Annotated in this window: 10 protein-coding genes; 3 read left to right on the top strand and 7 right to left on the bottom strand. The window is 69.8% G+C overall.

Features of this window, described 5'->3' with window-relative positions; genetic code table 11:
• Window positions 1-21: 21 nt before the first annotated feature.
• Window positions 22-2,496: a glycoside hydrolase family 9 protein gene (locus tag KDK95_RS24535; protein WP_249161826.1), complete on the bottom strand. Its 2,475-nt coding sequence runs from the start codon at window positions 2,494-2,496 to the stop codon at window positions 22-24.
• 301 nt (window positions 2,497-2,797) lie between these two features.
• Here KDK95_RS24535 and KDK95_RS24530 point away from each other — a divergent pair, with 301 nt between their 5' ends.
• Complete coding sequence (locus KDK95_RS24530) at window positions 2,798-4,072, top strand: glycosyl hydrolase family 8 (protein ID WP_249161825.1); 1,275 nt, start codon at window positions 2,798-2,800, stop codon at window positions 4,070-4,072.
• Window positions 4,073-4,294: 222 nt separating this feature from the next.
• On the opposite strand, the gene KDK95_RS24525 is transcribed toward KDK95_RS24530, so the two are convergent.
• From KDK95_RS24525 to KDK95_RS24515, 3 genes are all read right to left on the bottom strand, one after another.
• A complete protein-coding gene (locus KDK95_RS24525; protein WP_212520631.1) occupies window positions 4,295-4,954 on the bottom strand; it encodes an NAD(P)H-binding protein in 660 nt (219 codons plus the stop codon).
• A gap of 18 nt (window positions 4,955-4,972) precedes the next feature.
• The gene (locus KDK95_RS24520) at window positions 4,973-7,318 is read right to left on the bottom strand and encodes an MMPL family transporter (RefSeq protein ID WP_212520630.1); all 2,346 of its coding nucleotides are present in this window, start codon (window positions 7,316-7,318) and stop codon (window positions 4,973-4,975) included.
• Window positions 7,319-7,645: 327 nt separating this feature from the next.
• Entirely contained in the window at window positions 7,646-8,626 is a 981-nt protein-coding gene (locus tag KDK95_RS24515; RefSeq protein WP_212520629.1) for a hypothetical protein, read from the bottom strand.
• A 37-nt stretch (window positions 8,627-8,663) separates the two neighbouring features.
• Between KDK95_RS24515 and KDK95_RS24510 the strand changes: the two genes are divergently transcribed.
• The gene (locus KDK95_RS24510) at window positions 8,664-9,095 is read left to right on the top strand and encodes a hypothetical protein (protein ID WP_212520628.1); all 432 of its coding nucleotides are present in this window, start codon (window positions 8,664-8,666) and stop codon (window positions 9,093-9,095) included.
• Here KDK95_RS24510 and KDK95_RS24505 read toward each other — a convergent pair.
• Genes KDK95_RS24505 through mscL form a run of 3 tightly spaced genes read right to left on the bottom strand, consistent with a single transcriptional unit; the run spans window position 9,058 to window position 11,072 of the window.
• Entirely contained in the window at window positions 9,058-9,948 is an 891-nt protein-coding gene (locus tag KDK95_RS24505) for an alpha/beta fold hydrolase (protein WP_212520627.1), read from the bottom strand. The two genes, KDK95_RS24510 and KDK95_RS24505, sit on opposite strands and share 38 nt — an antisense overlap.
• Window positions 9,949-10,458: an FBP domain-containing protein gene (locus KDK95_RS24500; RefSeq protein ID WP_212520626.1), complete on the bottom strand. Its 510-nt coding sequence runs from the start codon at window positions 10,456-10,458 to the stop codon at window positions 9,949-9,951. It abuts the gene before it with no gap.
• Between the two features lie 41 nt (window positions 10,459-10,499).
• Entirely contained in the window at window positions 10,500-11,072 is a 573-nt protein-coding gene (gene mscL, locus KDK95_RS24495; protein WP_307844625.1) for a large conductance mechanosensitive channel protein MscL, read from the bottom strand.
• Between the two features lie 294 nt (window positions 11,073-11,366).
• Here mscL and KDK95_RS24490 point away from each other — a divergent pair, with 294 nt between their 5' ends.
• Window positions 11,367-12,842, top strand: coding sequence for a WGR domain-containing protein (locus KDK95_RS24490; RefSeq protein WP_212520625.1), 1,476 nt, complete (start codon window positions 11,367-11,369; stop codon window positions 12,840-12,842).
• Window positions 12,843-12,879: the final 37 nt, after the last annotated feature.

The raw sequence follows: 12,879 nt of genomic DNA, 5'->3' as shown, positions 1-12,879 counted from the left end.
CAGGCCGCCCCTGCCGGCGAATCAGCTCACGTTCAGCGCGTTGTCGTCGTCGACGAAGCTCGTCGTGCCGCCGTCGGTGTCGGTCTCCGTGCCGCTGAACTTCAGCGTCACCGTCTTACCGAGGTACGACGAGACGTTGTAGCTGTACTGCGTATACCCGCTCGCGGCGTTCAGGTTGGAGAACGTCGCCAGCGTCGTCAGGACATTGCCGCTGGAGTCGAGCAGCTGCACCGTGAACGTGTCCGGCTTCGCAGTGGACGTGCTCTCGGTCGTGTCGACATGCAGCCAGTACGAGAGCGTCGCGCTGGTGCAGCTCGACGGAAGGGCCACGCTCTGGCTGAGTGTGTCCGTGTCCTTAGTCCCGTTGCCGTCGAACCAGGCCATCCAGCTTCCGCCGTGCGCGGTCTCGCCGCTCGCGTTGGTCACCGGCGTGAAGCCGAGGGTCGAGGTCTCGGTCCACGGCGTGATCGTGCTGCCGTTCTCGAAGCCCGGGTCGCCGAGCAGCTGGCCCGCGGTGCACGTCGAGCCGCCGCCGGTGCCGCCGCCGCCCGACGAGGAGCCGCCGCCGACTTCGTCCTGCAGCGCGCCGGCCAGCACCAGGCTGCCGGTCATGTCGAGCGCGGGTTCGCTGGACTGCCAGGACCGGACGTCGTCCACGTACTCGCCGCCCTTGCCGGTGAACGTGGTGAACGAGTCGTTCTCGCACTTGGCCATGCCGGTCATCAGGCTGCCGAGGCCGCCGGAGAAGTTCGAGGTGCCGTTCGGGCCGTTGACGACGGCGCCGACGTCCACCGCGCTGTTCAGGTTCTCGATCTGGCCGCCCATGCACTTCGGGTACGTGGTGCCGACGCCGGCGACGAAGCTGGTGCCCCACGCGTTGTCGCCGAGCAGCCAGTCGCGCTGCTCGCTCGCGAAGGCCGCGTACTCGGTGTCGCCGCTCGCCTTCTGGTACAGCGCCTCGATCGAGATGAAGCCGAAGGTGTGCGAGTCCACGTCGAAGTTGGTGTAGTCGCCGCCCGCGCGGAAGATGTCCGAGCCCGCCTTGGTGACGGCGGCGGACAGTTGCGCCTTGAGGTTCGCGATCAGGCTCGAGGAGGTGACGGCCAGGCCCGAGGGGCTGCCCGCGTCCTTGATCGCGGTGACCAGGTCGGCGTGAGCAAGGGCACTGACATCGTACAGGTTCAGCGTGTCGTTGCCCGAGTCCGCGGAGATGTAGTCGGACGCCCACGTCGCCGCCTGAGTCAGGTAGCTGCTGTAGCTCGACTCGGCGTTCCCGAGGTCCTGCTCGGCGCGCACGATCTCCGTCGCGGCCAGCTCCATCGCGTCGTGCCAGATGCTCTCCGGGTAGTACGCCTCGGGCAGCGCGGACGTCAGGCTGCTGTTTTCGGCGGCCGACGTGTCCGCCATCGCGTAGAGCGACGTGGCGTCGGCGAGCTCGGTCTGCGCGTCCGCGGTGTCGCCCGCCGCCTCGTCCTGCTGCGCGGCGAAGGCGAACGCGGCGGCGACCCGGCCGACGACGTCCGGGGAGATCTTCGAACCCGGAGACGCCGCCTCGAAGACCGGCCGGTGCTCGGCCGCGTAGTAGTCCGTCGAGGCGGTGTCCGAGTCGTCTGCCTGCGGCTGGCGCCACAGGTCGTGGTCGCCGTAGTAGTTCGTCTCGTCGCCCTCGCCGATGCCGACCTGGAGGTAGAGCGTCTTGGTCGACGGGTTCCACATCTTGTTCAGGTACGTGGTGCCGAACTGGGCCTCGGTGGTGAGCGAAGCGGGTGCGGATGAGCCGAGCGCCAGGTCGGCGGCGTACAGCAAGTCGTCGGCGTATGCCGTGGTGAAGGTGAACTTGAGGTAGTCGCCGGCGTCGAACCAGCCGCCCTCGACGTCGACCGCGCTCGCTCCGGAGACCTTGGAGAGCGAGCCGCTGATCTGGTCGCCGGTGCCGCCGTCGCTGCCGGAGATGAAGCTCGGGTCCTTGTAGACCGTCGCAATCGCGTCGTTCGTATGCGAGGCCTTACGCGCGATCGAGCTGGTGCCGACCAGGTTCGCGCCGTCCCGCTGGTTCTCGAAGAAGTTCACCCCGTCGCTGACCAGCGGCGCGTAGAGCGAGGACGCGGCCTCGATCTGGAAGGTGTCCGAGGTCGCGGACTGCGAGCCGGCGACGGTCAGGTGGTAGGTCCCGGCCGCCGTCACCGACGAGAAGTCGATCGGATAGACGTCCGGGTACGCCGAGTTCCACGAGCCGCGGCTGGTGGAGGTCACGGTGCCGCTGGCGACCGTGGCGCCCGAGGAATCGATCACCGAATAGCTCTCGCCGGACACGGCCGACGTGGCCATGAGGTAAGCGATCTTTGTGTCAGAGGTCGAATAGCCGTACTGGTCGACGCGCAGCTGGGCCGCGTTCGCCGCGAAGGCGGACGCGGAGGGCAGCAGCACCAGCGCGCCGGCGACTCCGAGGCCGGTCGAGGCGGCGACCAGGGCCCGGAGGTGGTGGGGTTTGCGCATGCGGAGCTCCTGTGTGGGTCGGAGGTGCACACTGACAAGGCTAGATAGTTAACTTTACTAACTCACTCGCCCGCACCGTACCGAGCACCCCTGGCGGCGTCAAGACCTCGGGGTGACTAAGTAAATTTTACTAACTAAGTCCTTGCGGGGCCGGCCCGCCCGGCGCGAGACTCCTTGCCACGCACCGCTTCCCGCGCACCCACCTCGAGGAGAAGCAGCACCATGACGCGCGCAACCCGGAAACTCCACGGCTGGAACCTCCTCGCGACGTAAGCATTCGCACCGAACCCAGGGATGGACGATGAATACTGATCGAAGAAGTTCGCGGCTGAAACTCGCCGGGGCGGCCCTCGCCGTCGCGGGTCTGGCAGCAGGCTTGACCGTGGCGGCGACGATGCCGGCCAGCGCGGCGACGCCCGCCGCCTTCCCCTTCCCGACCCACGTGACCTACAAGGTCGGCGTGACGCCGTCGGGCTCTCAGTCGTCTAAGGACGCTGCGGTCGAGAAGGCGTACAACTCGTGGAAGAGCACCTACCTGATCCACGGCTGCGCCTCGAACGAGTACTACATCTCGACCAAGGGCGACGGCGACGCCAGGAACAACGGCCCGGTCTCCGAAGGCCAGGGCTACGGCATGAACATCGTGCCCCTGATGGCCGGGTACGACACGAACGCGCAGACCGAGTTCAACGGTCTGTGGCAACTGGTCAAGGACCACGAAGACCAGTACGGGCTCATGGAATGGCAGCTCGACGGCAAGACCTGCAAGTACTACAGCTCCGGCACCCCCGACGGAGCCACCGACGGGGACCTGGACATCGGCTATGGGCTGATCCTGGCCGACAAGCAGTGGGGCGGGTACGCCACCGCCGCCAAGACCTGGCTGGCGGACTTCTACGCGCACGACGTGGCCTCGGACGGCCACCTCAAGTGCGAGGACGACGGCCCGAGCACCGACACGCGCCCGTCCGACGACATGCTCGACCACCTGCGCGCCTTCGCGGCCTACGACCCGGCGCACGACTGGAACAAGGTCATCAAGCGCATGGAGGCGATCACCACCGAGTTCACCTCGGCCCACTCCTCTTCCAGCGGCCTGATGTCCGACTTCGTGGTCAACGCCGACACCACCTCACCGAAGCCCGCGCCCGCCGACTACCAGGAAGACCAGCCGGACAACATCGTCGGATACAACTCCATCCGCGTGCCCTGGCACCTGGGCACCGACGCCCTGGAGAACGGGACCACCACGGCCGCCGTCTCCTACGCGACCGCGGTCAAGGAATCCAAGTGCCTCAAGTCCTTCTCCAAGGGCAAGCCGGGCAGCGTCTGGCCGCACATGAACCTCAACTGCACCGGCTTCGACAGCGCACCAGACGTCGGCGACACCCAAGCCGAAGAAGCCGGCGACTCGGTCGGTCCTGCCGCGATGGCCTCCGGAGACCAGGCGTGGACCGACGCGATCTGGAACCAGCTCTCGACCAACCCGTTCGGCGACGGCTACTACGGCCAGACCATCAAGATGCTGGTCTACATCGTGATGGCCGGGGACTACTGGAACCCCGCCACCGCCTAGGGCGCGAGTTGATCGACACCTAGTCGGGCAAGTACCCGAGACTTGCCCGTGAGCGCGGCGGCCGCTTCCTCAACCCATTCCCGGGCGTGGAGGGAGCGGCCGCCGGCCGCTTGCCTGCGGGGTTTCGAAGGAGCGGAACCAGGCGTCGGGCGCGGGTTGGAAACCGGTTGAAGGCATAAGGAAACTGCTACCCGCGGCAGACGACGGGGAATCCAGGACGGCTCACGCGAAGGCCGCGACCGCTTCCGGGATCGGGGTGACGCCGCCGATCAGTTCCAGGGTCAGACCCGCGGTGGACGGCTGGGCGAGGAGGGCGGCGAGCACCTCGGCCACGTCGTCGCGCGGGACGGCGCCGCGGCCGGTGCGCTCGGCGAGCAGCACGCGGCCGGTGCCGGGGTCGTTGCGCAGGCTGCCGGGGCGCAGCACGGTCCAGTCGAGGCCGGGCCGGGCGCGCAGGTCGTCGTCCGCGGCGCCCTTGGCCCGGAGGTACGCGCGGAAGACCGGGTCGCCGTCGAACTCGGAGTTCGCGTCGGCGCCCATCGAGGAGATCATCAGGTAGCGCCGCACGCCGGCCAGTTCGGCCGCGTCCGCGAGCAGGACCGCGGCCGCGCGGTCGACGGTGTCCTTGCGCGCCGCGCCGCTGCCCGGGCCGGCGCCCGCCGCGAACACGACGGCGTCGGCACCCTTGAGCGCCTCGGCGACCTCGGGCGCGCCCGACGCGGTCTCGAGGTCCAGCACGACCGGCGCGGCACCCGCCGCGCGCAGGTCCTGCGCCTGCTCGGCGTGCCGGATCAGGCCCACGGGCTCGTCGCCGCGGGCGTGCAGAATGCGGGAAAGACGTAGTGCGATCTGGCCATGACCACCGGCGATGACGATGCGCATGCGTTGAGTCTAGGGGTATTAAGCCCCATTCGCCCCTGGAGTCGGCACATTCGTTCGCACGTTCGGCGCGACCGAGATCGGGTTGCCGCCGAGCAGCCCCGACTGCGCCGGTATCCGGGCCAGCTTGGGCGGGCTGAGCGGCGGCTCGAGCGCCGAGGGCAGGCCCTCGGCGGGGGACGGCTCGACCGTCAGGCGCGGCAGCGAGCGGCCCAGCCACTGCGGGATCCACCAGTTCCAGCGGCCGAATACGTGCATCGCGGCCGGGACCAGGACCGTGCGCAGGACGAAGGCGTCGAGGAAGACCGCCGCCGCCAGGCCGATGCCGAACTCGCCGATCACCCGCTGGCTGCCCACCGCGAAGGCGCAGAAGACGCAGATCATGATCGTGGCCGCGGCGGTGATCACCCGCGAGGTCTCGGTCTGCCCGCACTTGACCGCTCTGGTCGTGCAGCCGACGCGGGTCCACTCCTCGTGCATCCGGGAGACCAGGAAGACCTGATAGTCCATCGATAGCCCGAACAGGATTGCTATCAGCATCACCGGCAGGAAGGCCTCGACCGGCCCCGAGCCCCCCATGCCGAGCCACTTCGAACCCCAGCCCCATTCGAAGAACGCGGTGACCACGCCGAAGGACGCGGCGGCGGCGAGCAGGTTCATCACGGCCGCGGTGAACGGGATGAGCAGGCTGCGGAAGGCGAGCAGCAGCAGCACGAAGCTGAGCCCGACGATCACCGCGAGGAACAGCGGCAGCTTCGCGGTGAGCACGCTCGCGAAGTCGACGTTGGTGGCGACCTCGCCGCCGACGTGCGCCTGCACCCCGGTCCCGGACAGGGCGTCCGGGATCACGTGATCGCGCAGCGTGCTGACCAGGCCGGAGGTCGCCGAGGACTGCGGCGAGGTGCTCGGGATGACGGTGATGACGTCGATGGCGCCCCTGCCCTGGCCGACCACGGCCGACTCGGAGACGCCGGCCACGCCGGCGGTGTGCTCGAGCGCGGTGACCAGCTTGGTCACATCCGCCTGCTGGGTCGCGGAGTCGGACACCTTGGCGACGACCTCGAGCGGGCCGTTGAAGCCGGCGCCGAATCCGTGCGAGAGCATCTCGTACGACTTGTACGTGGTGCTGCCCGTCGGGTCGTTGCCGCTGTCCGCGGTGCCGAGGTGCAGCGAGAAGGTGGGGATCGCGAGCACGACCATCAGTACGAACGCGGCGAAGCTGAGCGAGCGGGGACGCCGGTGCACGATGTCGGCCCAGCGGTGCCAGAGCCCGCGGGTGACGGCGACCGGCGCGTGCACGGCGGCCAGCCCGACCAGCGCGGCCCGCGAGTGCTGCCGCGCCTCCTCCTGCTTTCGGCGCTGCCGGCGGGAGAGCGCGCGCGGACCGAGGTAGGACAGCAGGGCGGGCAGGAGCGTGAGCGAGGCGAGGACGGTGACCGCGACGGTGAGCGAGGTGGCGATGGCGACTCCGTCGAGGAACCCGACGCCGAGCACGAGCATCCCGAGCAGCGCGACGCATACCGTGCCGCCGGCGAACAGGACCGCGCGGCCGGAGGTGGTCACCGCGTGCCCGATGGACTCGTCCACCGGTTTGTGCGCGAGCAGCCCGGTCCGATGTCGCGTGACGATGAACAGCGCGTAGTCGATCCCGACGCCGAGCCCGACGAGCGCGCCGAGCGTGGGCGCGAAGCTGGCGATGCCCATCGTGTGGCTGAGCAGCCCGACCGCGAGCAGGCCGCCGCCGACGCCGGCCGCGGCGGTCAGGATCGGCAGCAGCATCGAGAAGAGCGAGCCGAACGCCAGGAACAGCACGATCGCCGCGGCCGCGATGCCGACGGCCTCGCTGTTGTCGGACGGGCTCTGCAGCGCGTTCTCCACCGCATTGCCGCCGACCTCGATCTGCAGGCCCGAGTGCTCGACCGCGTGCGCCTGGGAGATCAGCGCGTCGGCCTCGCCCGCGGAGAGCGAGGAGTTCGCGTCGTTCAGGGTGAGCGTGGCGTACGCCGTCTTGCCGTCGGCGCTGATCTGCCCCGCGCCCTCGCTGGAGTACGGGCTGACGGCGCTGGAGACCTCGCCCTTCTTCTCCATCGTGCTGATCGCGGACTCGACCGCCTTCTCGACCGACGACGCCTTGACCGTGCCCGAGTCCACGTGCCAGACGAGCGTCGCGCTGTCCCCGGTCTGGGCCGGGAACGCCTCGTCGAGCAACTGCTGCGCCTGGGTGGAGTCCGTACCCGAGAGGGAGAAGCTGGAACTGTAGGCCGAGCCCTTCGCCAGCGTCCCGGCGCCGAGACCGAGCAGCAGCAGCGCCCATGTCAACACGACCAGCAGCCGATGCCGGGTACACCAGTGCGCGAGCGCGGTCAACGGGTCTCCCTGTGGTAGCGGATACCACCGCGCGCACGTGCACAGGGCGGTATTGCGGAGTTACGGGACGAAGCGGGATTCGCGACGTTTTGCCGATCTTGTTGCTGCTACGCCCGGTTCGCGCCGGAGCGTCCATGCAAGAGTGCCATGCGAAGCGGCCGGAGCGCACTATTCCAGCCGTTTTCTTAGTGTTCTCACGAAGTTGTAACAACGTGATGGTGACCACGTGCTCACACTCGGGTGATAATCGCCCGTCTGAGACCTCTCCCGGGACGGATGCGGCGGCAGCGGCGACGGACTCCGGATCCCAGCCGATCCCGGCCGGCCTCAGCCGATCCCGAGCGCCGTCCGCCGCCGGGCGCGGGCCCGCTGATCCGACCGGACGAGCAGCCATACCGTTCCGGCCAGCCCGGACGTGGCCGGCACCGCGACCGCCGCGACGAGCGCGACCAGCGCGGGCTGGTTCACGGCGCAGACTCCCGCGAGGAACGCGCCCGAGCCGAGGACGATGGATTCGGACACGAAGAGTCTCAGCCCGATTCCGGGCCGTAGCCACCGTAGGCGGACCGCCCGGATCCCGACGAACAGCAGCACCGCGACGATGACGAGCGCGAAGGACATCAACGCGCCGCCCACCCCCTTGCCGCCCCGGTTGTTCGGGTTCGCGTCGGTCGTGACCGTAATGCCGGGGTTACCGGCCGTGAGCGTGACGATCTGTCCGATCCAGTACTCCACGCGGACCGGAGTATCCAAGCCGCCGACGTCGATCAGCGCGTCGAACCGCGCGTTGCCCGGGTAGGAGACCCACAGCTCGCTGTAGTAGTCCGAACCGGCCGGGTCGCTCCAGCCCTGGGGCGCGAGGTCGATCGAATCCTCGCCGTCGCCGCTCAGCGTTCCGTACGGGGAGATGTAGACCTCCGTCAGCGTGCACGCCGCATCCGAGGCCGCCTGATCCGCGGCCGTGCATGACGGCGCACCCGCCATCCGCGCGGCGTCGGAGTAGCCGCCCACCGCCTGCGCAATCCCGACGCCCAGTCCGGTCAGGCCGAACACGAGCAGGATCGCGCAGATCGCGACCCGGAACCCGACCACCCAGGGGCGCGACGGCCGCGCCGCGGCACGGCGCGTGGTCCGGTAGCGGTGGTTGCCCGTGCCGGGGTAGATCGGCCGCGGGTCGGACCGCACGCGATAGGCCGACCGGGTCCGCCGCGTGCTCGGTGCGTGCAGGAAGAACTCGAACTCGGGCAGCGACTCCTCCGGCCCCGAGTCGCCGAAGATGTTGCCGTGTCCCCGCCCACGTCTCCTCATGCAGCGCACATTAGTCCGCGCAGGCGAGAATGCGAGTATGGAGATCGAACTGGTGCCCGAACTCGGCGCGCGGCTGCCCCGCGGGACGCTGGCCTTCGGCGCCACGGAGGCCGACACGTGTCACCTGCTGGAGTCGTTCGGGCAGCCGGAGAAGTCCTTCGCCTGCGGTACGGGTTGGAGTTGGCGGGTGCGCATCGCGGACCGCTGGGTGCAGGCCGGGGCCGGTGACGACGGGCTGCTCGGCGAGATCCGCGTCATGCGCGCGATCGGCCACGAGGCCGGCGAGCCGGCCGGGATCCCGGTGACGTACCGCGGCGTCGACGTGTTCGAACACCCTGTGGCGGAGATCGCCTTCCTGCTCGGCGCGGGCGGCGGCCGCCTTCCCGGGCTGCGGCTGACCGGCGTGGACGGCTACGCCCGGTCGGCCACCCTCACGGACTCGAAGGACTCCACCACACCGGATCGATGAGCCAGCCGGACAGCGCGTCCTCGAACACCTCGGGCGCGTCCAGCCAGGGGAAGTGGCCCGCGCCCGCGATGCGGACCCGCGTCACCCGCGGCAGCGCGGCCGCCAGCGGGTCCACCGCGTGGCGCGGCCGGAGGTCGGCCATCCCGTCCACGATCAGCGTCGGGACCTCGAGCCCCCGGATACGCTCCTCGAGTTCGGCCACGTCGTCCGCGTCGGCCACGTGGCGCAGCGAGGCGTGGACCGTCTCGTTCTCGGCGAAGACCTCGTTGACCTGGGTGGCGGCGAGTTCCAGGGCCGACGCCCGGTTCGGGAACTCCCCCGCGAGGCTCAACTGCCACAGCCGCCTGTCCTGCTCCGGCGTGCGCGACTCCAGCGCCTCGAGTTCGGCCATCTCGGCGGCGTACGGCGCGGACGCGGCCTTCTTGGCGGCGGCGAACTCCGGCATCCACGTCCCGCGGCCGTAGCCGATCCCCGCGACGTAGACCAGACCGCGCACGCGCGGCCGGTACTCATCGGCGAGCGCGTACCGCAGCGCGACGGTAGCGCCCCACGAATGGCCGAGCACCGTCACAGTGTTGAAGCCGTGGTGCTCCCGGACCTGGTCCAGGTCGGCCAGGAACCGCGCCACCGTGTACGGCTCCTGCCACTCGCTGCGTCCGCCGCCGCGCTGGTCCCAGCGCACCACGGGGCCGTGGTCCTCCACCATCCGGGCGATCGGCCCGAGCGTGTCCCAGAATCCGGGGCCGCCGTGGCAGAGCACGAACCCGTGCCGTCCCGGCGCCTCGGTCCCGCTGCGCACGCTCCACAGCCGGCACCCGTCGTCCGCCGTGACGAACTCGATCTGCTCTCCCACTCAGAGTTCGTCCCCGAGCACGCTGCGGACGAACCCTTCCAGCTTCGAGCGCAGCCGCAGCACCTTCTCGGCCGGATCCAGCGACTCCTCCATCGTGGTCGCCGCCTCCGACCTGAGGTGCCCGCGCACGTAGCGCGAGCACTGGAGGTCGGAGCAGATGTAATTGCCCACGGAGTTCCCGGCGCGGCCGGCGGCCCCGGCCTTGGCGGCGGCGAAGTGGGTGACCCCGGAGGAGGCGTGCACGGTCAGGCAGAGCGAGCACATCGAACTGCGCAGCAGGCTGCCGCCGCGCTTGCTCTGCGGACGGCGCAGCACGATGCCGACCACGCCGTCCTTCCACGGGACCGCCATGTACGCCCGCAGTTCGGCCTTGGGGTCGCGCCACCCCAGGAAGTCCAGCTGCTCCCAGAAGATCTCGTCCAGCGGCCCGGGCAGGTTGATCCGCTGCGCCTCGCCCTTCGTGCAGTTGACGAAGGAGTCGCGCAGCACGGCTTCGGTCAGTGCCTCCATAGCCGCCACCTTAGACAACCCGCGAGTGGATCACGAGCCCATTAGGCGGCCGCGCCCACCTCGGTGCCCGCCGCGGCCGCAGAGCCCGCGCCGGCGCCCAGCGTGACGTCGCCCGCCTTCAGCTTGATGTCCGGCGCGGTCTCGCCGAGCTTGATCTCGCCCGGGATCGACTCGATCAGCTGGTCCGACATGTCGTCGGTGATCGGCGTGACGTGCGAGGTGCAGAAGCTGCAGCGGGTGGCCTGCGCGGGGATCGCGCTCAGGCACTCGGGGCAGGACCGCTTGGCCTTGGCGAGGTCGTGGTACGGGTTCATCGCCTCGGCGATCTTGTTCACCGGCAGCACGATCAGGAAGTAGATCGCCGCCGCGATGAACACGAAGGTGATGATGTCGTTGATGAAGTTGCCGTACATGATCTTCGTGTCGCCGAGCGTCCAGAACATCTGCGCGAAGGCGCCCTTGTGCCCGGCGACGATGCTGATGAACGGAGTGATGAAGGTCTCGACGAAGGCCTCGACGAGGCTGCTGAACAGCGAGCCGATCACGACGCCGACCGCGAGCCCGATCATGTTCCCGCGGACGATGAACTTCAGGAACCCATGCACGATGCCCACCCCTGGGACGGAAAGAAGCCGGATAAGGACCCGAAGACAGCCCCCGGGCCGGGCCGCAGTATCTCATACGTCGGCGACAACGGAAGCGGAGTCTCGCAGCCGGCGCGTGGACGGTGCCCTGCACCGTGCCGGGGGCGGATTCGCGGCAGGCCGCGGGCGGATTCGCGGTGGCCCTCGGCCGCGTGCACGGAGGTACCCGTCCGTCGGTTCGGCCTGTCAGTGCCCTCGATTAGAGTCCGAATCCTCAGCCGCGAGGGACGCGGGTGACCGAGAGGACCGGTGGGACTCGTGTCGATGTCAGCTTCCGCAGTCGCCGCGGAGACGACGTACCTCGAACTGTCCGAGGACGGCGGCGGCGCGCACAAGTTCTACGAGGTCACGGTGGCCGGCACCGAAGTACTCGTCCGCTACGGGCGAATAGGCGCCGCGGGCCAGGAGCAGCGCGCGAGCTTCCCCACCGAGGAGAAGGCCAGGGCCGCCGCGGCCAAGAAGGTCGGCGAGAAGGTCCGCAAGGGCTACGCCCCCGCCGTGCGCGGAGGCCGTGCCGCGCGCGCCGTGACCCGGCGGGCGGTCAGCGTCGTGCAGCCGACGGTCCGTCAGCACGCCCCGGTGCTCTGGCGGATGCGCACCGGCTCGAGCGCGTTCGGCATCCACGTCGGCGACGAACTGTGCTGGGTGGGCAACCAGTCCGGCGACGTCTACGCCCTCGGCCACGACGGCGAGGTGCTCTCCCACTACAAGCTGCCGGACGGCGTGAAGTGCCTGGTCGCCGACGACTTCTGGATCTACGCCGGCTGCGACGACGGCCGCGTCTACGACCTGTCCTCCAAGCTCCCGTTCGCCGCGTACACGATCGCCGACGACCTGGACATCTACTGGCTCGACATCCGGGAGGGCGCCCTCGGCATCGCCGACGCGCGCGGCGGCCTGACGGTGATCGACCACGAGGAGGAGTTCCAATGGTCGCGCCGCAGCTCGGGCGAGTCCGCCTGGATGGTGCGCTGCGACGAGGACGCGATCTACCACGGCCACAGCGCCGGCGTCACCGCTTACGCCGCGGATAGCGGCGCCGAACTGTGGCACACGCGCACGAACGGCAACGTCCTGTTCGGCTGGCAGGAGGACCACAGCGTCTACGCCGGCACCGGCCGCCACGCCGTGCAGAAGCTGGCGAAGAAGGACGGCCGCATCGAGGCCTCGTACCGCTGCGACAGTGCCGTCTACTCCTGCGCCACGTCGCCGCAGGGCAAGTACGTCTTCGCCGGCGACAACGCCTCGTCCGTCTACTGCTTCACCGCCGACGGCATCCGCCTCTGGAAGCTGACCACCGGCTGCGGCGCGGCACTGTCGATGCAGTACCACGAGCAGCGCCTCTACATCGTCACCACGGACGGCTCCATGGCCTGCATCGACGTCAGCGAGCAGGCCGTCACCGCGGCCAACGGCGGCAACATCCCCGTCCCCCTCGACGTCAAGGCCGCCGCCGCGACCACCTACCAGCCCGCCACTCAGCTCGTCACGGTAGCCGCCGCGTCGGCTCCGGCGACCGGCGGCGTCATCGTCGAGTGCGTGGACGTCCGCGGCCGGCTCCGCATCCGCGTCATCGGCGCGGGCTCCGGTTCGCTCTCCGCCTCCGGCTACCACGACGACTGGAACGTCCAGTTCCCCCGCGAATACCGCGTCGCCGGCGCCCGCTACCTCGTCGAGGACCTCGTCGCCAGCGACCGCGGCTTCTACCGGATCCGAGGGGAGATCAAGCGGCTGCTGTAGTGAGCGGGTGGCGAGCTGGCAGGGGGCGGGTCGGCGG

Source organism: Actinospica acidithermotolerans (genome assembly GCF_018139625.1).
In the GTDB taxonomy this organism is placed as follows: Bacteria; Actinomycetota; Actinomycetes; order Streptomycetales; family Catenulisporaceae; genus Actinospica; species Actinospica acidithermotolerans.
This window is presented reverse-complemented; position numbering and strand designations above follow the sequence as displayed.

Bases quoted from the DNA above. Each gene is read 5' to 3' on its own strand.
- KDK95_RS24535 (WP_249161826.1), bottom strand. From the start codon at position 2,496: ATGCGCAAACCCCACCACCTCCGGGCCCTGGTCGCCGCCTCGACCGGC.
- KDK95_RS24530 (WP_249161825.1), top strand. From the start codon at position 2,798: ATGAATACTGATCGAAGAAGTTCGCGGCTGAAACTCGCCGGGGCGGCC.
- KDK95_RS24525 (WP_212520631.1), bottom strand. From the start codon at position 4,954: ATGCGCATCGTCATCGCCGGTGGTCATGGCCAGATCGCACTACGTCTT.
- KDK95_RS24515 (WP_212520629.1), bottom strand. From the start codon at position 8,626: ATGAGGAGACGTGGGCGGGGACACGGCAACATCTTCGGCGACTCGGGG.
- KDK95_RS24510 (WP_212520628.1), top strand. From the start codon at position 8,664: ATGGAGATCGAACTGGTGCCCGAACTCGGCGCGCGGCTGCCCCGCGGG.
- KDK95_RS24500 (WP_212520626.1), bottom strand. From the start codon at position 10,458: ATGGAGGCACTGACCGAAGCCGTGCTGCGCGACTCCTTCGTCAACTGC.
- KDK95_RS24490 (WP_212520625.1), top strand. From the start codon at position 11,367: ATGTCAGCTTCCGCAGTCGCCGCGGAGACGACGTACCTCGAACTGTCC.